The sequence below is a fragment of the Microbacterium azadirachtae genome, assembly GCF_025583665.1.
Classification (GTDB): domain Bacteria; phylum Actinomycetota; class Actinomycetes; order Actinomycetales; family Microbacteriaceae; genus Microbacterium; species Microbacterium azadirachtae.
In genome coordinates this window covers 1754607-1776535 of the sequence record NZ_CP099706.1, presented here as the reverse complement: position 1 = coordinate 1776535, position 21929 = coordinate 1754607, and the positions used below count along the sequence as shown (strand labels likewise).

General features: G+C 69.1%; 24 protein-coding genes. 8 read left to right on the top strand and 16 right to left on the bottom strand.

The features are described 5' to 3' along the window. Positions 1 to 34 precede the first annotated feature (34 nt). Positions 35 to 709 carry an arsenate reductase/protein-tyrosine-phosphatase family protein gene (locus tag NFX31_RS08460; RefSeq protein WP_091476329.1) on the top strand — a complete coding sequence of 225 codons (675 nt, stop codon included), beginning with the start codon at positions 35 to 37 and terminating at the stop codon, positions 707 to 709. 21 nt (positions 710 to 730) lie between these two features. Here NFX31_RS08460 and NFX31_RS08455 read toward each other — a convergent pair whose 3' ends face one another. Both NFX31_RS08455 and NFX31_RS08450 read right to left on the bottom strand, forming a co-directional pair. After that, positions 731 to 1225, bottom strand: a complete 495-nt coding sequence (locus tag NFX31_RS08455; RefSeq protein ID WP_262957164.1) for a GNAT family N-acetyltransferase — start codon at positions 1223 to 1225, stop codon at positions 731 to 733. 14 nt (positions 1226 to 1239) lie between these two features. Continuing rightward, on the bottom strand, positions 1240 to 2562 hold the full coding sequence (locus tag NFX31_RS08450; protein ID WP_262957163.1) for an NAD(P)-binding domain-containing protein: 1323 nt from the start codon (positions 2560 to 2562) through the stop codon (positions 1240 to 1242). 82 nt (positions 2563 to 2644) lie between these two features. On the opposite strand from NFX31_RS08450, the gene NFX31_RS08445 reads away from it, so the two are divergent. Together NFX31_RS08445 and NFX31_RS08440 are read left to right on the top strand one after the other, a co-directional pair. Further along, on the top strand, positions 2645 to 2998 hold the full coding sequence (locus tag NFX31_RS08445; protein ID WP_262957162.1) for an ArsR/SmtB family transcription factor: 354 nt from the start codon (positions 2645 to 2647) through the stop codon (positions 2996 to 2998). Positions 2999 to 3292: 294 nt separating this feature from the next. Further along, positions 3293 to 3523, top strand: a complete 231-nt coding sequence (locus NFX31_RS08440; RefSeq protein WP_262957161.1) for a hypothetical protein — start codon at positions 3293 to 3295, stop codon at positions 3521 to 3523. Positions 3524 to 3560: 37 nt separating this feature from the next. On the opposite strand, the gene NFX31_RS08435 is transcribed toward NFX31_RS08440, so the two are convergent. The 4 genes from NFX31_RS08435 to NFX31_RS08420 form a co-directional block, all read right to left on the bottom strand. Beyond that, entirely contained in the window at positions 3561 to 4379 is an 819-nt protein-coding gene (locus tag NFX31_RS08435; RefSeq protein ID WP_045252044.1) for a TrmH family RNA methyltransferase, read from the bottom strand. 7 nt (positions 4380 to 4386) lie between these two features. Then, complete coding sequence (locus NFX31_RS08430) at positions 4387 to 6741, bottom strand: excinuclease ABC subunit UvrA (protein WP_262957160.1); 2355 nt, start codon at positions 6739 to 6741, stop codon at positions 4387 to 4389. An 88-nt stretch (positions 6742 to 6829) separates the two neighbouring features. After that, a complete protein-coding gene (locus NFX31_RS08425) occupies positions 6830 to 7240 on the bottom strand; it encodes a VOC family protein (protein ID WP_045252167.1) in 411 nt (136 codons plus the stop codon). Positions 7241 to 7250: 10 nt separating this feature from the next. Further along, positions 7251 to 7688, bottom strand: coding sequence for a helix-turn-helix transcriptional regulator (locus NFX31_RS08420; RefSeq protein WP_091476317.1), 438 nt, complete (start codon positions 7686 to 7688; stop codon positions 7251 to 7253). A gap of 104 nt (positions 7689 to 7792) precedes the next feature. On the opposite strand from NFX31_RS08420, the gene NFX31_RS08415 reads away from it, so the two are divergent. Then, positions 7793 to 8377, top strand: a complete 585-nt coding sequence (locus NFX31_RS08415) for an HdeD family acid-resistance protein (protein ID WP_262957159.1) — start codon at positions 7793 to 7795, stop codon at positions 8375 to 8377. 59 nt (positions 8378 to 8436) lie between these two features. Here NFX31_RS08415 and NFX31_RS08410 read toward each other — a convergent pair whose 3' ends face one another. After that, on the bottom strand, positions 8437 to 9201 hold the full coding sequence (locus NFX31_RS08410) for an SDR family oxidoreductase (RefSeq protein WP_262957158.1): 765 nt from the start codon (positions 9199 to 9201) through the stop codon (positions 8437 to 8439). A 134-nt stretch (positions 9202 to 9335) separates the two neighbouring features. On the opposite strand from NFX31_RS08410, the gene NFX31_RS08405 reads away from it, so the two are divergent. The 4 genes from NFX31_RS08405 (at position 9336) to NFX31_RS08390 (ending at position 12136) form a co-directional block, all read left to right on the top strand. Beyond that, positions 9336 to 9812 carry an NfeD family protein gene (locus tag NFX31_RS08405; protein ID WP_045252049.1) on the top strand — a complete coding sequence of 159 codons (477 nt, stop codon included), beginning with the start codon at positions 9336 to 9338 and terminating at the stop codon, positions 9810 to 9812. Positions 9813 to 9833: 21 nt separating this feature from the next. After that, complete coding sequence (locus NFX31_RS08400) at positions 9834 to 10829, top strand: SPFH domain-containing protein (protein WP_045252050.1); 996 nt, start codon at positions 9834 to 9836, stop codon at positions 10827 to 10829. A 74-nt stretch (positions 10830 to 10903) separates the two neighbouring features. Next, the gene (locus tag NFX31_RS08395; protein WP_420847432.1) at positions 10904 to 11599 is read left to right on the top strand and encodes a glycerophosphodiester phosphodiesterase family protein; all 696 of its coding nucleotides are present in this window, start codon (positions 10904 to 10906) and stop codon (positions 11597 to 11599) included. A gap of 153 nt (positions 11600 to 11752) precedes the next feature. Beyond that, entirely contained in the window at positions 11753 to 12136 is a 384-nt protein-coding gene (locus tag NFX31_RS08390; protein WP_045252052.1) for an RNA polymerase-binding protein RbpA, read from the top strand. On the opposite strand, the gene lnt is transcribed toward NFX31_RS08390, so the two are convergent. From lnt to NFX31_RS08345, 9 genes are read right to left on the bottom strand one after another with little or no spacing between them, the layout of a single operon-like run. Beyond that, a complete protein-coding gene (gene lnt, locus NFX31_RS08385; RefSeq protein ID WP_262957156.1) occupies positions 12133 to 13704 on the bottom strand; it encodes an apolipoprotein N-acyltransferase in 1572 nt (523 codons plus the stop codon). The two genes, NFX31_RS08390 and lnt, sit on opposite strands and share 4 nt — an antisense overlap. A 17-nt stretch (positions 13705 to 13721) precedes the next feature. Further along, a complete protein-coding gene (locus NFX31_RS08380) occupies positions 13722 to 16196 on the bottom strand; it encodes a DEAD/DEAH box helicase (RefSeq protein WP_262957155.1) in 2475 nt (824 codons plus the stop codon). Beyond that, positions 16193 to 16948 (bottom strand): twin-arginine translocase subunit TatC, encoded by a 756-nt coding sequence (gene tatC, locus NFX31_RS08375; RefSeq protein ID WP_045252054.1) that lies wholly within the window; start codon positions 16946 to 16948, stop codon positions 16193 to 16195. The genes NFX31_RS08380 and tatC overlap by 4 nt, the downstream gene beginning before the upstream one ends. A gap of 59 nt (positions 16949 to 17007) precedes the next feature. Further along, positions 17008 to 17298, bottom strand: coding sequence for a Sec-independent protein translocase subunit TatA (gene tatA / locus NFX31_RS08370; RefSeq protein WP_045252055.1), 291 nt, complete (start codon positions 17296 to 17298; stop codon positions 17008 to 17010). 37 nt (positions 17299 to 17335) lie between these two features. Continuing rightward, positions 17336 to 18328, bottom strand: a complete 993-nt coding sequence (locus NFX31_RS08365; protein ID WP_309599095.1) for a helix-turn-helix transcriptional regulator — start codon at positions 18326 to 18328, stop codon at positions 17336 to 17338. After that, positions 18325 to 19311, bottom strand: coding sequence for a helix-turn-helix transcriptional regulator (locus tag NFX31_RS08360; protein WP_045252057.1), 987 nt, complete (start codon positions 19309 to 19311; stop codon positions 18325 to 18327). Before NFX31_RS08360 ends, NFX31_RS08365 begins: the two co-directional genes overlap by 4 nt. After that, complete coding sequence (locus tag NFX31_RS08355) at positions 19312 to 20199, bottom strand: FKBP-type peptidyl-prolyl cis-trans isomerase (protein ID WP_091476301.1); 888 nt, start codon at positions 20197 to 20199, stop codon at positions 19312 to 19314. 10 nt (positions 20200 to 20209) lie between these two features. After that, entirely contained in the window at positions 20210 to 21241 is a 1032-nt protein-coding gene (locus tag NFX31_RS08350) for a tRNA (adenine-N1)-methyltransferase (protein ID WP_262957154.1), read from the bottom strand. After that, positions 21238 to 21891 (bottom strand): HAD family hydrolase, encoded by a 654-nt coding sequence (locus NFX31_RS08345; RefSeq protein WP_045252169.1) that lies wholly within the window; start codon positions 21889 to 21891, stop codon positions 21238 to 21240. The genes NFX31_RS08350 and NFX31_RS08345 overlap by 4 nt, the downstream gene beginning before the upstream one ends. Positions 21892 to 21929: the final 38 nt, after the last annotated feature.

The following is a 21929-nucleotide window of genomic DNA, read 5'->3' as shown; positions in this document are numbered from 1 at the left end:
ACGAGCCGACTATAGCTCAGTCAAGATTGAGCCAATGAACAGTGAGCGAATTTTCTCGGTGGAGGAGCGGGCCCGCAAGCACGCGGCTCTCGCGGATCCCGCGCGGCTGCGGATTCTGGACATGCTGACGTATGGGGACTTGTCGCCGACCGAGCTGCGTGAAGAGCTCGGCGTGCCGTCGAACCTGCTCGCGCATCACCTGAACGTTCTCGAGCGGGAAGGAATCATCACCCGCGGACGCTCCGAAGGGGACAAGCGGCGCAGCTATGTGCGGCTCGTGCCCGGCGCGCTGACGGGCCTCGGATCGTTCGCCGCCGCGGGCGCGGAGCGGGTCGTGTTCGTCTGCTCCGCGAACTCCGCCCGCTCGCAGCTCGCCGAGGCCCTGTGGAACACGGTCAGCCCGGTGCCGGCCCAGTCCGCCGGCACTCACCCCGCCGACCGGGTCGCGCCGGGGGCGATCGCGACCGCGGCCCGTCACGGGCTCGACCTCACCGGTGCGGTGCCGCGGCTCGTCGACGACCTCGACACGGAAGGGGCGTTCATCATCACCGTCTGCGACCGCGCGCATGAGGAATACCCGTCCGGGACCGTGCACTGGTCCGTACCCGACCCGGTCCGGGTTGGGACGGATGCCGCGTTCGAGGCGGCGTTCGAGGACCTCCGCCGCCGCGTCGACCAGCTCGCCCCGCGCATCCTCGCGCTCGCCTGAACACGAGACCGCCGCGGCGGGTCAGTCGGTGCCGTTGCGGGTGGAGCGCCGCTCGATGAGCACTGTGTCCCGCCATCGGCCGGCATGTGGGCCGAGCAGGGAGCGGGAAATGCGTTCCCGGGTGCCGACGACCCGGAATCCGGCCTGTTCGTGAAGGCGCAGGCTCGCGGTGTTCTCCGGAAAGATGCTCGACTGGATCATCCAGTAGCCGGCTTCTTCAGCCGCGGTGACGAACGCTGCCAGCAGCGCCCGCCCGACGCCCTGACCGTGGTGGGCGGGGTCGATGTAGACGGAGTGCTCGATCACTCCTCGGTAGACGTCTCGCGTAGAGATCCGGGAGGCGGCCGCCCAGCCGATGACCGTCCCGTCCTCGTTGGTCGCGACGAGGCGTGGTGCGGGGATCTTGCCGGAGTCGAACTGCTCCCAGGTGGGGGTGCGGGTCTCGAACGTGGCCTCACCGCCGGCGATCCCGGCCGCGAAGATCTCTTCGACCCGCGCCCAGTCACCAGGCGTCATCGGGCGCATCCGTGTCATGAGCAGCAGGACGCTCCGGCGCTGTCACCGGTGGAGCAGACCCCCGTCGCCGGCAGGGTCAGGGCGACCTGGGATGCTGCGGTGACGTCGCCGTCGATCCAGGCGGTGACCGAGCGGACCTGCTCGTATCCCGTGGTGAGCAAGAACGTCGGGGCGCGGCCGTAGGACTTCATCCCGACGATGAAGAACCCCTGTTCCGGGTGCGTGAGCTCCCGGAACCCGTGCGGTTCGACCGTCCCGCAGGAGTGCAGGTTCGGGTCGATCAGCGGCGCCAACCGCTTCGGCGCTTCGACGATCTCGTCCAGCTCGAGCCGGACCTCACGGAGCATGTCCAAGTCGGGGCGGAACCCGGTCGCGTTCACGACCAGATCGGCCTCCACCGTCGCCGGTTCACCGCGGCGGGTGCCGACCAGCCGGATCCCGGAGCCCGTGGGCTCGACACGGGAGATCTCGAACGAGTCGACCACCGACACGACCCCGGACGCGACAAGCTGTTCGGTGCGGGTACCGAGCTTCGCCCGATCCGGCAGCTCGTCATCGGGGGAGGAGGACACCCGGATCGCGGACGGGTTCCGGATCACCCACGACACCCGTGTGCCCGGCTCGTCCCGTGCGAGCTTCCCGAGCGCGATGAGCGTGTTCGCTGCCGAATGCCCGGCACCGACGACGACCGTGTGCGTGCCGGCGAACCGGGCCCGATCGGCCCCGAGAACGTCGGGGAGGGCGTGCAGGACATGGTCTGCGACCTGGTCGAAGCCGAGCGGGACGAGGCCCGAGGAGGCGAGAGGGTTCGGGGTCGTGTAGGTGCCGGACGCGTCGATCACCGCCCGCGCCGTGACCTCAGCGACCTGTCCGTCGGCGTGCTGGACGCGCAGCAGGAACGGGGCCTGGGCACGCCCGGCCGTCCGGGTGCGGTCCATGCCCTCCCGGGACACCGCGATCACCCACCCGCCGAACCGGATCCGCGATCCGATCTCCGGCAGATCGGCCAGCGGCGCCAGGTAGTCGTCGACGAGCTCCTGTCCGGTCGGGGCCCGACCCTCCGCCGCAGACAGCACCCAGCCAGAGGCCTCCAGCAGGCGGCGCGATGCGGGGTCGACCAGGTGCTTCCAGGGGGAGAAGAGGCGGGTGTGGCCCCAGAGCTGGACCGAGTCCGCGATCCGGCTCCCGGCCTCGAGGATCGTGAAGTCGATGCCCCGCTCCACCAGATTCGCCGCCGCCGCGAGCCCGACCGGGCCCGCGCCGATGATCACGACCGGCAGCGTCGCCAGCCGATCCGACACGACCGTCCGGGGAGTGAGATCCAGCATCGTCACCATCAGAACCTCCGTATATCGATGAACGTCGATGCAAGTATGAGCGCATCTATCGACACCTGTCAATATCGACTAATATCGATGCATGGTCCTGTTGCTCGAGGTCACCGACGTGTCCGCCGGCGCGCCGTGTTGCGCGCCGCTTGTGAAGGAACCCCTCGGCCAGCAGGACGCAGAGCAGCTCGCCGTGCGGTTGAAGGCTCTCGCAGATCCTGCCCGGCTGCGGCTGCTGTCGATCGTCGCCTCCAGCGCCGACCAGGAAGCGTGCGTCTGCGACCTGATCGACCCGGTCGGACTCTCGCAGCCGACCGTATCCCATCACCTCAAGGTCTTGACCACCGCCGGGTTCCTCACGCGCTCGCAGCGGGGGACATGGGCGTACTACCGCCTGGCGCCGGGAACCCTTGACGGCGTGACCCGCATGCTGGCGACCGCCTAAGGCGGAGGCCCGGCGCGGGCATCCCGCCGACGATTCGGGGCATCGCCTCCCGCGCGTTCCCACGTGCCGCTCGCCCGGCGTCCACGGGGAGAGCCGACGGTGGTGCCGGCCTGCCGCGAGGGGAGTCGCGTTCGGAGCTCAGGGCACAGTCGATCCATGAACTGACATAATGTGCATTATCGGGGATATCGCGGAAGGAACGCTGACAGCATCGAGCCACGCCGATAACGCTCTGCTGCCTGCTCTGGGGCCACTCCGAACAATCGTCCCGCTCTGCACGTCTACGAAGACGCTGTGTTGGGGCTGCTTCTCGATCACGGCGCGCGGATCGTTCATCGCGCCATCGGCGATGGATCTGACGGCACGCCCGACGAGGTCCAGTTCTACACATCCGCCGACAAGACGGGGCTGGACGGCTATCTCGCGAACCTCCGCAGAATCGCCCTGGCCGAAGAACGCGAACGCGTCATCGACCGCACCCTGCGCTTTCCCCGAGACGTTCGTGGGCCGACGCGATGCGCGTGAGCTGACATAATGTCGCGCACCGTTATCGACTCCCTGCTCAACTTACGGCCGCGCGCTGACGCGCCGCCTCGTAGAGCATGAGGGTGGCGGCATTCGATGCGTTGAGCGAGCTGGCGGCACCGACCATCGGCACGCGCACCATCACGTCCGCAGCCTCACGCCAGCCGCGCGCCAGTCCTCCGGTCTCGTTTCCGATCAAGATCAGCGACGGCTGCGTGAAGTCGTGATCCCACACATCCACATCGCCATGCTCATCGGTGGCGACGACCGTGATCGGCGCTCCCGCAGCACGCTGGGTGCGCACCCAGTCCAGTACCGGCCCCGGCGATGCCGCCCGGACCGTCGGCATCGCGAACAGCGATCCCGTCGACGCGCGGACCGACTTCGGGTCGTAGGGATCCGCCGCGTGGCCCGAGACGATCAAGCCGTTGCCCCCCAGCGCGTCCATCGAACGCAGGATGGCGCCGATGTTGCCGGGCTGTGTCGGCCGGTCGAAGACCATGCCGAGGAAGTCCGCCGGAACCGAGATCCGCGACAGGTCGTCGTCCGGCATCGCGACGACCGCGATGAGCTCCGTGGCACCCTCGTCCTTGTCCGCGAGCTCGGCGAGGAGCGCCGCGCTCATCGCGATCGTCTCGCGCGCCTGCCCGACGACCTCCCGGGCCCACGGCGACAGAGAGCGCTCGGCGTCATAGACAGCGGTCAGGATGTTCCAGCCGTGCTCGATCGCCTGGGAGATCGGACGCACCCCCTGCACGACGAAACGATGCTCGCGAGTGCGGTGCGAGCGGTTGCGGGTCAGTGCCTCGAGCAGCTGGAACCGCGAGTTGCGCGTCGTGATCTTCAGATCGGCCATCGTCTTCTCACTCCCCCACGTAGGCCGCGAGGTGCTCGCCCGTCACCGTGGACTTCGCCGCGACGAGATCCGCCGGCGCGCCCTCGTAGACGATCCGGCCGCCGTCGTGCCCTGCCCCGGGACCGACGTCGATGATCCAGTCCGCGTGTGCCATCACCGCCTGGTGATGCTCGATCACGATCACCGACTTCCCCGCATCGACCAGCCGGTCCAGCAGTCCGAGCAGATTCTGCACGTCGGCGAGGTGCAGTCCGGTCGTCGGCTCGTCGAGAACGTACGTGTCGGCGCCCTCGGCCATCTGCGTCGCGAGCTTGATGCGCTGGCGCTCTCCGCCCGAGAGGGTCGACAGCGGCTGGCCGAGCGACAGATAGCCGAGCCCGACATCCTCGAGGCGACTCAGGATCGCCACGGCCGCGGGGATCTTCGCCTCTCCCCCACGGAAGAACTCATGCGCCTCGGCGACCGGCATGTCGAGCACCTCGGTGATGTCCTTCCCCGCGAGCTTGTACTCGAGCACGGCTGCTTGAAAGCGCTTTCCACCGCAGTCCTCGCAGGGACTCTCGACGGTGTCCATGAAGCCGAGCTCGGTGACGATCACGCCGGCTCCCTTGCAGGTCGGGCACGCCCCTTCGGAGTTCGCGCTGAAGAGCGCGGGCTTCACGCCGTTCGCCTTGGCGAAGGCCTTGCGGATCGGCTCGAGCAGCCCGGTGTACGTGGCGGGGTTGCTGCGACGGGATCCCTTGATCGCCGTCTGATCGATCGAGACGACGCCCTCGTGCTTCGCGACCGAGCCGTGGATCAGCGAGCTCTTGCCGGAGCCGGCGACACCGGTCACCACGGTGAGCACGCCCAGCGGAACGTCCACATCCACGTCGCGCAGATTGTTGGTGCTCGCCCCGCGCACCGCGATCGCCCCGGTGCGCCCGCGCACAGCCGGCTTGAGCGCCGCACGGTCGTCCAGATGCCGCCCGGTGAGCGTGCCGCTCGCACGCAGCCCCTCGACCGTGCCCTCGAAGCAGATCTCGCCGCCGGCGCTGCCCGCGCCAGGGCCGAGGTCGACCACGTGGTCCGCGATGGCGATCGTCTCCGGCTTGTGCTCGACCACGAGCACCGTGTTGCCCTTGTCTCGCAACTGCTCCAGCAGTCCGTTCATGCGCTGGATGTCATGCGGATGCAGGCCGATCGTCGGCTCGTCGAACACATACGTCACGTCCGTCAGAGACGAGCCGAGGTGGCGGAGCATCTTGATGCGCTGCGCCTCTCCCCCGGACAGCGTGCCGCTCGGTCGCTCGAGCGACAGGTAGCCGAGCCCGAGGGTCACGAACGCGTCGAGGTTGGCACGCAGCGCCTCCAGCAGCGGGCCCGCCCCGGGGAGGTCGAGCCCGCGAACCCAGGCAGCGAGATCGGTCACCTGCATGCGGCACGCGTCGGCGATGCTCACCCCGTCGATCTTCGACGACCGCGCCCCTTCGGTCAGCCGCGTGCCGTCGCACTCCGGACACACGGCGAAGGTCGCGACACGCTCCACGAAGGCTCGGATGTGCGGCTGCAGTGCGTCGATGTCCTTGGAAAGCATCGACTTGGTGATCTTCGGGATGAGGCCCTCGTAGGTGATGTTGATCCCGTTGATCTTGACCTTCGTCACCTCGCCGTAGAGGAAGAGCTGGCGCTGCTTCTCCGTGAAGTCGGCGATCGGCTTGTTCGCGGGGTAGAAGCCCGATTCGGCGAACTGGCGCACCATCCACCCGTCGGCCGTGTATCCCGGCACCATGATGGCGCCGTCGTTCAAGGACTTCGATTCATCGACGATCTGCGTCAGATCCAGGTCCGACACCGCTCCCCTGCCCTCGCAGCGCGGACACATCCCCCCGAGGTAGATCGCGTCCTTCACGATCTTCTTCTCACCGCCAGGGCCCGTCATCACGCCGCTGGCCTTCTGCGTCGGGATGTTGAAGGAGAACGCGGTGGGTCCGCCGATATACGGCGTTCCGAGCTTCGAGAAGAGGATGCGCAGCATCGCGTTCGCGTCGGTCACGGTGCCCACGGTCGAGCGAGGATTCGCTCCCAGGCGCTCCTGGTCCACGAGGATCGCCGTGGTCAGGCCCTCGAGCACATCCACGTCGGGGCGCGGGACCGACGGCATGAACCCTTGCACGAACGCGCTGTACGTCTCGTCGATCATCCGGCGGGACTCGGCGGCGATCGTGTCGAAGACGAGGGAGCTCTTGCCGGATCCGGAAACCCCCGTGAACACCGTCAGCCTGCGTTTCGGCAGCTCGATCGAGACATCCTTGAGGTTGTTCTCCCGGGCGCCCTGCACCCTGATCGTGTCGTGGGTGTCGGCGACGTGGGACGCGGTCATCGGCAGAGCCTCCTGGTCATGCGGGCGGGAAGGGGCGGGACACAGACTAGCGGTGCCCGCCGACGCACCGGCGGGCACCGCGAGGGATTCAGGCGACCTGCTGCAGACGGATCATGTTGCCGGCCGGGTCGCGGAACGCGCAGTCGCGGATCCCGTACGGCTGGTCGATCGGCTCCTGCACGACATCGGCACCACGGGCCTCGATCTCCGCGAACGCGGCGTCCACGTTCTCCGTGGCGAGCACGACGCCGCCGAAGCTCCCCTTGGCCATGAGCTCCAGGATCGTGCGGCGCTCGTCGTCGTTGATGCCGGGGTCCACCGCCGGCGGGGTCAGGACGATGGAGGTGTCGGGCTGGTTGACCGGCCCGACCGTGAGCCACCGCATCTGCTGATAGCCGACGTCCTTGCGGAGCTCCCACCCGAGCACGTCGCGATAGAACCGGAGCGACTCCTCTGCATCGGTGTGCGGGAGGAAGCTGGCGTTGATCGTGATGTCCATGCCGCTCACGCTACGCGGGCGGCTCCGTCGGGGCTTCTCGATTCCTGATCGGTCTGGTCGCCTGCTTCTCGATCCAGGACGGGATCCCCGGCCCGAGTCCCGGATCCGCCCGGTAACGGCTCGGCGAGACGCCGACCAACTCCGAGAACCGCGTGCTGAACGTGCCCAGCGACTGGAAGCCGACGGCGAAGCACGCCTCGGTGACCGACACGTCCCCCCGGCGCAGCAGCGCCATCGCGCGCTCGATCCGCCGCGTCATCAGATAGGAGTATGGAGGCTCGCCGTAGACGAGTTTGAACTGGCGACTCAGATGCCCCGCCGACATGTGCACTCCCGCAGCGAGGGCCTCGACGTCGAGCGGCTGGGCGTAGTCCCGATCGATGCGGTCCCGGACCTTCCGCAGAGCGGCGAGATCGCGCAGGCGATCCTCGTCGGCGGCCGGGCTCATCCCCCGATCCTCGCATGGCGGCGCGGGTTCGCGGATCCCTTCCGTGCTCGGCGGTACAGTAAGGCCATCCCAGATTCTCAGGGATTACTCAGAAAGGGTCCCCCATGTCCGAAGCAGTTGCCGATGCGAAGAGCCTCGTGAAGTCGCTTCGCATCTTCCTCGCCGTGTCCGGCATCATCGCACTCATCGCGGGCATCGTGATGCTGGTGTGGCCGGTCAAGACGGCTTTCGTCCTCACCGGAATCGTCGCCGCCTACCTGATCGTCGCCGGTGTCGTCTACATCGGCCTCGGCATCTTCAGCGCCGCGAAGTCCGGCTGGGCCCGAGTCGGCCACATCGCCCTCGGACTCCTCTACATCGTCGCCGGCGTGATCGCCTTTACGAACATCCAGACGGCGGCGCTCGCGCTCGCCCTCGTCACCGTGATCTTCATCGGCGTCAGCTGGATCTTCGACGGCGTCGTCTCGCTGAGCCTCATGGGGCAGGACGGGTCCAAGACCTGGACGCTGCTCTACGCGCTGCTCAGCATCGTGGCGGGCATCGCCGTGATCAGCCTGGGGCTCGCGGCTGTGCCGTTCTTCTGGCTGTTCCTCGGCATCTCGCTCGTGGTGCTCGGCGTCATGCAGATCGTGCGCGCGATCACGATCGCGAAGGACGCGAAGGCCGTCGCGGACGCCGCCGGTCTCTGACTCCCCGCACGAGGAAGCGGCCCGGCGCATATGCTCCGGGCCGCTTCCGCGTATTCCGACTACTCCGCGACGAAACCGCTGACGTCGCCGATCAGACGCGTGTGATCGGCGGGGACCGGGTCGATCGCCGCCTGCGCGACCTCCGCAGCGAACTCCGACACGTTGTAGAGACGGCCTGCGGACTCCCGGCGCTGGGAGATCGCGCCCGGGTTCGCACGCTCGAGCAGCGTCGCCGTGATCGTGCCCTCGATCATGTCGCCGGAGACGACCACGAACTCCGCGCCCTGCGCCTCGATCGTCGGGATCAGCTCCCGCAGCGCGTCCTCGCCGGCGCGCTTGGACAGCGCGACCGGCTCGTACTCGGGCATCGTCGGCGTCGTGCGGATGAAGTGCGCCTGGTGGCTGGTGACGAAGACGATGCGGCCGCCTTCGCGCAGCAGCGGAAGCGCCGTCTGCAGGACGTTGACCTGCGCATCGCGGTTGAGGCGGAGCGCGTAGTCCTCGCCCATGTTGGCCTCCATGCCGCCGGAGGCGTTCAGGACCAGGACGTCGAGACCGCCGAACTCGTTCTGCACAGCAGCGAACATCTCGGCCACGGACGCCGGATCGGTCAGGTCGGCGCCCACCACCAGCGCGCGGCGCCCGAGAGCACGCACCTCGTTCGCGAGCTTCTCCGCGCGCGGCGCCTTGTTGCGGAAGTTGATGACGACATCCGCGCCGGCCTCCGCGAAATAACGGATCGTGTCGGCGCCGATGCCGCGGGAGGATCCGGTGACGAGGGCGACCTGGCCGGTCAGCGATTCGGCGGGAAGGGTCTGAGACACGAGGACTCCTCGAGAGCATGCGCCGGAGCGCGCGGGTGGGACCAGATCACCCTACCAATCCGCGTGATTCCGCGGTGTGGAGGACGGATGTCGCGCGTCGGCCCCGTGATAGGTTGGCAAAAAGAGGGGGCGGTATGGACACGATCCTGCAGATGTTCCAGGACTGGGCGTGGATCGGCTGGCTGGTCCTGATGGTCCTGTTCTTCGTCATCGAGATCTTCACGCTCGACATGACCTTCCTCATGCTCGGCCTGGGCTCTGCCGTCGGGCTGCTGTCCACCCTCACGGGCTGGCCGGTCTGGGTGCAGGTCATCATCGCGGCCCTCGCCGCCGTGCTGCTGATCTTCCTGCTGCGCCCGCCGCTGCTGCGTCGCCTGCACCGCGGCGAGGACCAGACCCGTTCCAACGTCGACGCCCTCATCGGGCTGCGCGGCACCGTCCTGCTCGAGGTGACCTCCCTCACCGGCCAGGTCAAGCTCTCCAACGGCGACACCTGGACCGCTCGCCTCGCCTCCGACTCCCCCGTGCTCGCCCCGCTCTCCCCCGGCGCCCCTGTGCGCGTCGAGAGGATCGAGGGCGCCACCGCTTACGTCCGTTCCGCCCACGACTAGGAGAAACAGGAGCAGCCCTTCATGGACAGCGCGTCCTTCATCCCCACCGCCATCGGGTGGATCCTGGCGATCGCCGTCATCATCTTCGTGCTGGTGACGATCGCGCGATCGGTCAGGATCATCCCGCAGGCCACTGCAGGCGTCGTCGAGCGGCTGGGCAGGTACCACAAGACCCTGATGCCGGGCCTGAACCTGCTCGTGCCGTTCATCGATCGTCTGCGCCCCCTCATCGACATGCGCGAGCAGGTCGTCTCGTTCCCGCCGCAGCCTGTGATCACCGAGGACAACCTCGTGGTGTCGATCGACACGGTCGTCTACTTCCAGGTGACCGACGCCCGCGCCGCGACCTACGAGATCGCCAACTACCTCGGCGCGGTCGAGCAGCTGACGACCACCACACTGCGCAACGTCGTCGGCGGTCTGAACCTCGAGGAGGCGCTGACCAGCCGCGACAACATCAACGGTCAGCTGCGCATCGTGCTTGACGAGGCCACCGGCAAGTGGGGCATCCGGGTCGGGCGCGTCGAGCTGAAGGCCATCGACCCGCCCGTGTCGATCCAGGACTCGATGGAGAAGCAGATGCGTGCCGAGCGCGACCGTCGCGCGGCGATCCTCACCGCGGAGGGCACCAAGCAGTCGCAGATCCTGGAGGCCGAAGGTCAGCGGCAGGCGGACATCCTCCGCGCCGAGGGCGAGAAGCAGGCGGCCGTGCTGCGCGCCGAAGGCGAGGCGGAGGCGATCCAGAACGTCTTCAACGCCATCCACCAAGGCCAGCCCGACGACAAGCTCCTCGCGTACCAGTACCTGCAGATGCTGCCCAAGATCAGCGAGAGCGCGTCGAGCAAACTGTGGATCATCCCCAGCGAGTTCACGGAGGCGCTGAAGAACTTCGGCGGAGCGTTCACGCCGGGGTCGGGCGGATCCACTCCCTTCTCGCCGAAGGCGCCTTCAGCCCCGACGACGCGGGCGGCCGCCTCGGCGGCGGCTGTGCCCCCGGCGTCCGACGGCGCGGCGTGACGCACCCGTACTTCCAGGGCGCTGCGTCGCCTCGAGTCCTCGCTCACCGCGGTCTGGTGGGCGAGGACTCGTCCGTGTTCGACAACTCGGCCCTCGCACTCGCTGCAGCCGATGCCGCAGGGGCGCAGTACGTCGAGACGGACTGCCGCGCCACCGCCGACGGCGACGCGGTCCTGTTCCACGACGAGACGCTGCAGCGGCTGCTCGGCGACCCGCGCCCTGTCGCCGAGGTCGGCACGAGGGAGCTCGCCGCGCTCTTCGCCTCGCACGGCGGCCTCCTCACGCTCGGTGAGGCGCTCGAGGCCTTCCCGGCGCTGCGGTTCAATGTCGACGTCAAGGATCTCTCCGCTGCGGCGGACGTCGGTCGGGCCGTCGCCGCACACGCGCATCGCGTGCTGCTCACGAGCTTCGACGACCGCAATCGGCGGGCCGCCCTCGACGCGGCACGCGCCGCCGGCGCCGAGGTGCTTCCTGCGTCCTCCGGCGGCCGATCGGCGATCGCGCTGCTGAGGCTGGCTTCCGCCCTGCGACTCACCCGTTGGACCCGGTGCATCCTCCGCAACCTCGACGCGGTCCAGATCCCCGAGAGCTTCGGCGCTCTGCGGGTGTTCACCCCCCGGCTCGTCGACGCTGTCCACGACGCCGGCGCGGAGGTGCACGTGTGGACGATCAACGACCCCGAGCGCATGCGTGCGCTCGTCGACGGCGGCGCCGACGGCATCGTCACCGATCGCGCAGACCTCGCCATCGCCACGCTCCGCCCGAGCTGAGACCGAGTCGCGCGGCACAGCGAACCGGGTGTCACTGCGGTGGATCGGCGCGTGGGCCTGGGTATCGACTGTGAAAGCGTTCATGGTTTGCCCCCTTCGCACCTTCCGCACAGCCCAGGCCGCTATACCTGAGGGCGACGAGAGGACCACACAATGGCAGATCGCAGCCTTCGAGGAATCCGACTCGGCGCCCAGAGCCTTCAGAGCGAAGAGGGCGTCGTCTTCATGGAACGCCAGCAGACCGCATACACCTGCGACTCCTGCGGCCACGTGACCACCCTGATGTTCGCGGCCGACGCCGAGCCGCCCGCCACCTGGGAGTGCCGCACCTGCGGTGCAGAGGCACGCCTGCAGGTCGACGGGAAGCCGGTCGAGGTCGAGGACTCCGGCGACAAGGGCGGCCGCACCCACTGGGACATGCTGCTCGAGCGCCGCACCCGTGCCGAGCTCGAGGAGCTCCTGGAGGAGCGCCTCGCCTTCATCCGCGCGCGCCGCGGCGCCGGTGAGGATCCCACCCGCGAGCGGATCGGCGCCTAACCGCGACTCCCCCGCCGGCGACTCCCGATGCCGGCGACCACGACGACGAGCAGCCCGCCCCAGAGGAGGAGCTGCTCGATCCAGGGTCCGATCACCACGCCCGCCGTCGCCCCGGTACGCAGTTCGACGTCTTCGAGCAGCGCACCGGGGCGATCCTCGTCCAGCGACGCCTGCGTCGACCCGTCGGCGCGGATCACCTGGCTGGTGCCGACCGTCGAGATGTTCACCACCGAGCGGCCCGTCTCGACGGCGCGCATGCGCGCGATGCCGAGCTGCTGGAGGTTCTCGACCGTTCCGCGGAAGTCGGCGTTGTTGGTCTGGAAGACCAGGACCTGAGCGCCTCCGTCGATCCCCTGCGCGATGAGCTCGTCGTAGATCACGTCGAAGCAGATCGCGAGGCCGACGGGCGTCTTGCCGACCCGCACGAGTGGCGCATCCGTTCCCGGGGTGTACTCGCGCCCGATGAGCCCGATCAGGTCGGGCACGATCGCGTTGAAGAACGCCCGGTCGGGCACGTACTCGCCGAAGGGGACGGGGTGCCGCTTCGCGTGCGTCTGCACGTCGTCGCGCGCGAGCGGCGCATGATCGCTCTGCGGCCACAGGAACGAGGTGTTGTAGAACAGCTCGCCCTTCTGCGTGGCGGCGTTCGCGAGGATCGGCGCACGCACGCCCGCGGCGACCCGATCGAGGCCGTCTGCGAGTTCCGGGTACTGGAACGGATCGCCGTCGAGTCCGCCTTCGGGCCACACCAGCAGGTCCATCCGCTTGCCGTACAGCGGTTCCGACGCCGCGGTCTGCGCGTCGAGCACGGACAGCGGCTCCCGCTGGTCGAAGTAGCCGGTCGGACCGTTCCCCTGGACGGCGCCGATGCGCATCGTGCCATGCCCGGTCGTCGGGAACGCGGGCAGCGCGGCAAGGAGCAGCACGAGCACGACCGGTGCGACGAGTACCCGGATGCGAGGCCGCATCCCCGCGCGTCCCAGCTCCAGCAGCAGCGCCACCAGCAGCACCATGAGGAAGCCGAGCCCGCTGATGCCGATCCAGCTGCTCACGCGTGCCGCGGGCGTGTCGGCCAGCGTGTAGGCGATGCGCGCCCAGGGGAATCCCCCGTAGGGCCAGTTGCCCACGAAAAGCTCACGACCGATCCAGAGCGCGGCGACCGTCACCGCGAGCAGTACGGAACGCGCATATCCGCGCAGAGGCAGCGACGGGATCCATCGGTACGCGAGCGTCACCGGGATCAGCGCGACGGCGGTCAGCGCTGCCTCCAGCAATCCGAGCGCGAGCCACGGGATCGGCCCCAGATACCGTGCGGTCCAGGAGACCAGGATCAGGAAGAACACCGCACCGTAGACGAAGCCGACGAGCAGCGCCGACCAGACCCGACGACCGATCAGCGACAGCAGCAGGAGTCCGATCGCGGGGAACGCGGCGATCCACAGCGATACCGCGGGGAAGGCGAGTGTGAGGAGTCCCCCGGCGACGGCCGCGCAGATCACAGCCGCCCAGAGCGGCACGATCGGGGCGACACGGATCGCGTCGCGGGGCGCAGGCAGGCGTTCGGACATGCGGATGCGGAGCCCGCTCACATCGACGAGTACGCCACGATGCCGCGGCGCACGCCATCGAGCGCCGCTCGCGCGGTCCGGGCGGTGTCGGGATCCGGCGCGACGATGGAGAGCTGATCCAGGAGGTCGATAGTCTGCTTGGCCCACCGCACGAAATCACCGGCGGCCATGTCCGCGTCCTCCAGGACCGCGTCCAGAGAGCTGCCCCGCGCCCACGCGTGCATCGCGCCGGCGAGCCCCGCCGACGGACGGTCGGATCCGGGAAGGCGGTTGTCGTGCTCGAGGTCGTCGAGCTCTGCCCACAGCTCCTGCGTGCGCTCCCAGGCGATGCGGAAGCGCCCGCGCGGCAGATCCCTCGGATCCACGGAGCCGTCGTCACGGCGAGGCTCGTACACCAGTGCGCACGCCATCGCCGCCAGAGACGGGGCGTCGAGCCCGTCCCACAGCCCACGGCGCAGCGACTCTGCGACGAGCAGATCGCGCTCCCCGTAGATGCGCTGCATCGTGCGGCCCGCATCGGTGAGCGTCAGGGCATCGCCGCTCCCCTCCACGTACCCGACCTCGGTCAGCACGTCGAGCACCCGGTCGAACACGCGTGCCACGGTGCCGGTGCGGTTCTCGATCTGCTTGCGGATCCGGTCGGTCTCGCGCTTCAGCTTCCAATACCGCTCCGCCCAGCGCGCGTGCATCTCGCGGTCGGGGCAGCGATGGCATGCGTGGCGCTGCATCGCGCGGCGCAGACCCTCGATCTGGCGGAGGCGCTTGTCACGCACGGCCCGGGGCGCCTGCTGATCCGCGCGGTTCTTCTTCTCCAGATCGCTCAGCTCCCGGCGGATCCCCGAGTACTCCGCGAAATCCCCTCGATCGCAGGTCATCGACGAGAGATAGCCCGCGAGCGATGTCTCCGCTTCGCGGACGTTCCGCGCCAGGCCGACCACGGCCCGGTCCGCCTGGAACTGTGCGAACGACGATTCCAGCACTTCCCGGGAGCGGTTGCGCCCGAACCGGTCGAGCAGGTTCACAGCCATGTTGTACGTCGGCCGGAAGCTCGAGTTCAGAGGGTAGGTGCGGCGAGAAGCGAGCGCGGCGACGGCCTGCGGGTCCATCCCCTCGGTCCACTGCACGACCGCATGCCCCTCGACGTCGATCCCGCGCCGCCCGGCGCGGCCCGTCAGCTGGGTGTACTCACCGGAGGTGATCGCGACGCGTGCCTCGCCGTTGAACTTCTCCATGCGCTCCAGCACCACCGTGCGCGCCGGCATGTTGATGCCGAGAGCGAGAGTCTCGGTGGCGAAGACGACCTTCAGGAGGCGCTGCTGGAAGAGCTGCTCGACGATCTCCTTGAACGCCGGCAGCAAGCCTGCGTGATGGGCGGCCACGCCGCGCTCGAGGTTGTCGAGCCAGTCCCAGTAGCCCAGCACCGCGAGATCCTCGTCGCGCAGCGTGCGCACACGGTCCTCGACGATCGCCCTGATCTCACGCCGCTCCTCGGCGGTCGTGAGGCGCAGCCCGGACCGGCGCACCTGCGTCACCGCGGCGTCGCAGCCGACGCGGCTGAAGATGAAGAAGATCGCGGGGAGCAGATTCGCACGATCGAGGAGCTCCACGACCTGCGGGCGATCGAGCCGCTCGATCCGGCGCACATTGGCTGAGCGCACCGGGCGCTTGCCCCCGCGCTGCGGTCGCCGCGCCTGGGCGCCGGCGTGCCGGGCGCTGCGATACTGCTGGGCATCCCGGTTGCGCTCGTAGTTCGCCCCGCCGAAGGAGCGGATCCGTAGGAGCTCCTGGTTGACCTGCGCCGTGGCGATCCCGGCGCGATCGTCGAAGAGCGGCAGCAGATCGTCGCGCACGAGCACGTGCTGCTCGAGCGGCACGGGGCGGATCTCCGAGACGATGACCTCGGTGCCGCCGCGCACGGTGTCGAGCCAGTCGCCGAACTCCTCGGCGTTGGAGACCGTGGCGCTCAGCGCCACGAGACGCACGCTCCGCGGCAGGTGGATGATGACCTCTTCCCACACGGCTCCGCGGAAGCGGTCCGCGAGGTAGTGCACCTCGTCCATGATCACGTAGCGGAGGTCGTCGAGAGCGCGCGAGTCCGCGTAGATCATGTTGCGCAGCACCTCGGTGGTCATCACCACGATGCGCGCCGATCCGTTGATGTTGACGTCGCCTGTGAGCAGACCCACCTGGTCGGCGCCGTAGACGTCCACCAGCTCGCGGAACTTCTGGTTCGACAGTGCCTTCATGGGCGTCGTGTAGAACGCCTTGTCCGACGACGTGGACATCGCGAGATGGATCGCGAACTCTCCGACGATCGTCTTGCCCGCTCCCGTCGGAGCCGCGACGAGAACGCTGCTGCCGCGCTCGAGGGCGTGGCAGCCCTCGATCTGGAACGGGTCGAGGCGGAAGCGCTGCATGGCCTCGAAGGCGGTCGTTGCGGGGTGGTCCTGGGCGGCACGTGCGGCGGCGTAGCGGTCCGCCGGTGACGTCATACCGTGGACTCCTCGAGGAACTCCTGCTGGCGCTTGTGCTTGCGACGGTCGAAGAGGAGCGACAGGCACGCGGCGGCGAAGTACAGCACGATCAGGATCCCCGCGAGCATGAGCATGCTGACGACGTCGGCGGCCGGTGTCGCGAGCGCGGCGAACAGGCAGGCGATGAGGATCGCGATCCGCCAGGCCTTCAGGATCGCGCGGCCCGACATGATGCCGGCGAAGTTCAGCGCCACCAGGAAGACCGGGATGATGAACGAGACGCCGATCACGATCATCAGCTTGAAGATGAAGTCGTAGTACTCCTGCGCGCTGTAGAGGTTGTCCGCGCCTTCGGGCGTGAAGCCCGCCATCAGCAGAATGATGTGCGGCATGACCAGCACGCCGACCCAGCAACCTGCGAAGAAGAGCGGCACAGCGGCGCCGACGAATCCGATCGTGTACCGGATCTCCTTCTTCGTGAGGCCGGGCATGATGAATGCCCAGAGCTGCCAGAGCCAAATCGGCGCAGACAGGAAGATTCCGATCGAGAAGGCGAGTCTCATGCGCAGGTCGAAGGGCGCCGTCACCGAGTTGAAGGTGAAGCCGACCAGTGCGTGAGGACGGATCTTCGCCACTTCGTGGATCGGTGCAGTCACGAAGTCGAGGATCGGGTCCGTGATGAAGAAGGCGACGATCATGCCGACGAGCAGCGCCCCGGCGGCGATGACGAGCCGCCGTCGCAACTCGATGAGATGCCCCGCAAGGGGCATGGTGCTGTCGCGACGCGGCTTTCGGCCCTTCGTCGCGGGTGACACGTCGGTCACGCCTGTCAGCGCTGCGTACCGGCGTCGTGCGGCGGGGTGACGGCCGTGGTGTCCGCAGACGTGTTCTGGACCGGCGTGGGCAGCGCGGTCGTGGCCGGAGCCTGCGTCTGCGCGGCAGGAGCGTCGTTCGCGGCGGCAGCCGCGTCCTCGTCCTTCATGGCCTTCATCTCACCCTTGAAGACGCGGGCGGACTGGCCCATGCTCTTCGCGAGAGCGGGAAGCTTGGCCGCGCCGAACAGGAGCAGGATGACGGCGAGGATGATGACGAGGTGCCATCCGTTGAGCCCGGCGAACATGATGATCTCCCTTGATGGTTCGGGTGTTCCGCACAGTCTACCGTGACTGCGGGGTGGTTTGTTCGGAGTACAGCGCAAGACCTGCGTTCGCCCACTCGCGCGCGGCGCAGCGGGCGGCCGACGGCTCGAGAATCTCGACCGCACCGCCGAAGCGGGCAGCCAGGCGCTTGAGGCTGAGCGGGTCCCCGACGTGCAGTGTCGCCGTCATGGTGCTCCCGTCGACGACCGCCTCGGCGCGCAGGAGATAGTCCCGCAGCAGCGGAGCCAGGCGCTCGGGGAAGCGGATGACCGCCTGATCGCTCTCGCCGTCCCCCGCGAACAGCTCCGGGACGGGCTCGTCGCCGTGCGTGATGGGGATGTCGGTCAGGTGGGGCTCGCTGACGCGGTCGAGGTGGAACGTCCGCATCGCCCGCCGCAGATGGCACCAGCCCTGCAGATACCACTGCCCGTTGGTGATGAGCACGGTGACCGGATCGACCGTGCGCGTCGTGGGTGCCGCATCGGGCGCACGGTAGGTGAACGCCACCGCGACGTGCTCCTTCAGGGCCGTCGACACGACAGTGCGCACCTCGTCCACCGGTCCTGGGGCGACGATGACGTCGGCAGGGAGTCCGGCGGCGCCGCGCGACAGCTTCGCGATGAGCCCCTGCACCACCGCCGACGAGGCGACACCCGGCACCGCCGAGGCCAGCTGCAGCCCCGCGACGAGCGCGGCCGCCTCCCGAGCCGTGAACTTCGGCACCCGGCGCAGGCCCACATCGTTGGTGATCTCGATGATGCCCTGCTCGTCGAGCAGATCCCAGTTGATGTCGAACAGCTCCTGCGGCGCCTGCCAGTAGCCCTCATCGCCGGGCAGGCCGATCACGGTGAGCTTCTCGACCATCGCCCGCATCTGAGCCTCGGTCATGTCGAACTCCGCCGCGGCCTCCGCGAGGGAGACCTCGCCGCGCTCGAGGAGGTACGGCACGAGGGTCAGATACGCGCGCACGCGATCCGAGCTGAGGAGGGGCCTGCGCTGCTGCGCCATCATTCACCGCCCTTCGCATCGGCGTGCGCCGACGCCGTCGCCTGCAGGCGCGCGATCACCGCGTCGCGCAGCACGGCCGGCTCGACCACTCGCACCTCGGGTCCGTAGGACGCCAGCTCGTCGGCGAGGATGTGCAGGTCCACGTACGGGACGCGGATCCCCTGCACCGCCGGCTCGGCGCGCCGCCCCAACCGCAGCGCCGCCTCGGTTCCGGGGGTGATCTCCAGCAATGCCGAATGCGCGTCGGCCACGGCCTGCAGACTCGCGAGCGCACGCTCCCCCGCGCCCTCGCGGAGCTCGGCGGCGAAGCCCTCGGAGGTCACGGTCACATCACCGACGATCCGCGTGAGCAGGAACATCCTGTCGCCGTCGGCGTCGATGTCGCGCCCGAAGACGTGCCAGCGCGCCTCGTACTCGACCAGGGCGAGAGGTTGCACGCGACGGCGCCGGGGCGCCCCCTCCCCTGGCTTCAGATAGTCGAACGCGACGGCCACGCTCCGCTCGATCGCACCCTGCAGCGGCGCGAAGGCGGCGTCACGCGCGGTGATGCGGGGCGCGAAGCCGATGATCGGCTCGTCCACGTCGATGCCGAGCGCACGGATCTTGCGGACGCCGGCCTGCGCGTCCGCAGACAGCGACTCCTCGCTCCACACGCTGCCTGCGAGACGCAGCACCGCGAGCTCGGCCGGGGTGAACTCGATGTCGACCGGGAGGTCGTATTCCGCCTTCGGAATGCGATAGCGGGCCTCGCGGAGGTCGTTGGGGTCGGCGTGGTCGCCGAGCGTCTCGATCGGGATGCCGAGCGCGCGGAGCTCCTCCTTGTCGCGCTCGAACATCTTGTCGAGGGCGTCCGCCTTGCCTTCGGCACGCTGCCGGTAACCGGAGACCGAGGCGAGGATCTGCTGCTTGGTGAGGCCGATCTCCGTCGCCATCAGCGCCACGACGAGGTTCGTCAGGCGCTCCTCCGCGGGGATCCGTGCCGCCATCTACTGCCCCGAGGAGGCGGACGCGGAGGTGTCCACGCCGAGGATGTCGACGACGATCGCCTGGGTGCCGGCTCCGTCCGACCCGGTGCCCTGGCTCGCGTCAGCAGGCGGGATCACGAGGAGGACCTGGGATCCGACCGTCTGGCCCGCGAGCTCCGCACCGGAGATCGCGACCGCCTGCGTGTCCCAGGTGGACTTGAGCACCTTGCGGGTGTCCCAGTCCACGCTCGTGAGCTGGACGCGCAGGACGTCGTTCTTGGTGACCTTCGGTCCGTCGCCGCGGATGAGCGTCTGCGTGACCTGCTTGGCGGGCTTCTTGGCGTCGGGGATGATGATGCCCGGGCGCCCGTCGGGCGCGCGGACGACCGTGGGCAGCCCCAGGGCGTCGTTGTACACCAGCGAGCCTTCGGCGTGCGGCAGGAAGACCTTCTGCACGTCGACGATGCCGACCGTCGCGGCGTCCGCGAAGGTGCCGGCGGGGAAGCCGACGAGAAGTCGCGACCCCTCGGTCGCGCACTGCACGGCGGAGGCGAACTCCTTCGACTGCGACATGAGGGTGGCGACGTCGGAGGACGCGCCGATCCGCTGCCCCGTGGCTCCGTTGTAGACGACGACGTTCGCGGCGAACGGCTGGCTGGTCGCCGTGATCTGCGTCCCCTTGCCGACGATGAGGTCGTCCACGCTCAGCTTCGGGACCTTGGTCGGGGTGTCGAGCTTCACCTTGGGCTCGGAGCCGAAGTCTCCTTCGACCGTCACGGAGCTCTTCAGCCCCGACGAGGTCGGCTGCGTCGGGCAGGCCTTCCCGGCGAACGAGGGGCCTGCGGAGCAGCCGGCCAGCGCGAGGGCGGCGAGGCCGAGGGTGATCAGAGCAGCGGCAGTCTTACGCACGCGCTCCAGTCTATGCGGACGGATCGCCCGCCTCGGCCCCTTCGGCATCCGCGTCGCGCGATGCGGCGAGGCGCGCGCCGCCGGCGGCCCGCTGCGCCTCCCGGACGCGCTTGCGCAGGTTCTTGTCGGTGATCTCGCGATCCCCGACGGCACCAGGCGTCCACAGCTCCACGTCCTCGTCGCCGTAGGACGCCTTCTTCGCGGCGCGGCGCTTGACGTCGGGCGGGATCGCGCCGGGCGCGAGTCGCCGGGCCGTGATCAGGAAGCCGGTGTGCGCGACCATGCGGTGATCCGGACGCACGGCGAGGCCCTCGACGTGCCAGCCGCGCACCATCGTCTCCGACGCCTCGGGCTCGGTGAACAGCCCCGTCCCGCGCACGTACTCCGCGACGCGCGACAGCTGCGTGGCCGTCGCGACGTAGCAGAGCACGACGCCGCCCGGGGCGAGCACTTCGGCGACGACGTCGATGCACTCCCACGGCGCCAGCATGTCGAGCACCACGCGGTCGACCGTTCCCGGCTCGAACACGGCGCCGAGCTCCTCCTGCAGATCGCCCACGACGATCCGCCAGGAGTCGGGGAGCTCGCCCAGGAACGTCTCGACGTTCGCGCTGGCGACCTCGGCGAAGTCGTCCCGGCGCTCGAACGAGACCAGCCGACCGGTCGGGCCGACCGCACGCAGGAGCGAGAGCGAGAGCGCTCCGGACCCGACCCCCGCCTCGACGACGGTCGCGCCGGGAAAGATGTCCGCCTGGGTCACGATCTGCGCGGCGTCCTTCGGGTACACGATCGCGGCGCCGCGCGGCATCGACATCACGAAGTCCCGCAGCAGGGGACGCAGGGCCAGGTACTCGTTGCCCGAGCTGTTCTCCACGACGGATCCGTCGGGGAGGCCGATCAGGTCGCGATGCCGCAGCACGCCGTGGTGGGTGTGCAGCTCGCCGTCCTCACGAAGCGTGATCGTGTGCATCCGCCCCTTGGGGCCGGTCAGCTGGACGCGGTCGCCCTCGCGGAACGGCCCGCTCGGCCGCTGCGCGGTCACAGCGCGGCCTCCGCACGGAGCGAGCGGACACGGGCGAACTCGGTGACGAGATCGTCGACTCCGCGGCCGGCGAGCGTTCCCCAGATCGCGTCGGCCCCGAGGCCGTCCAGCTCGACGATGTGCGGGATGCCGATCGCCACCGCACGGGCGGACAGCGCCGCCTGAAGACCGGTCGGCGAGTCCTCGAGCGCCACCGTGTCGGCGATGTCGACACCGAGGGCCTCCGCCGCCTGCAGGTAAGGATCCGCGAAAGGCTTCGGCCGCTCCACGTCATCGCCTCCGACGATCACATCGAAGGCGTCGAAGCCGATCAGCGACACGATGTCCTCCGCCATCCGGCGCAGCGACATCGTCACGAGCGCGGTGCGGACGCCCTGCGCGCGCAGGTCCTGCAGCAGTTCCCTGGCGCCGGGGCGGAAGGGAACGCCGTCCTGCTGGAGGCGCACACGGACGCGCTCGGTCAGCTCGTCGACGATCTCCTGCGCGCCCATCCGCACGCCCGCGCCCTGGAGGATGATCGCGCTGTCGATCAGACCGCTGCCGACCAGCTGGAGAGCCTGCTCATGAGACCAGGTGCCGCCGAACGACTCGACGAGGTCGGTCTCGGCGTCCATCCAGTACGGTTCGGTGTCGACAAGGGTTCCGTCCATGTCCCAGAGGACCGCGCGAGGATGCTGATTCACTCCCC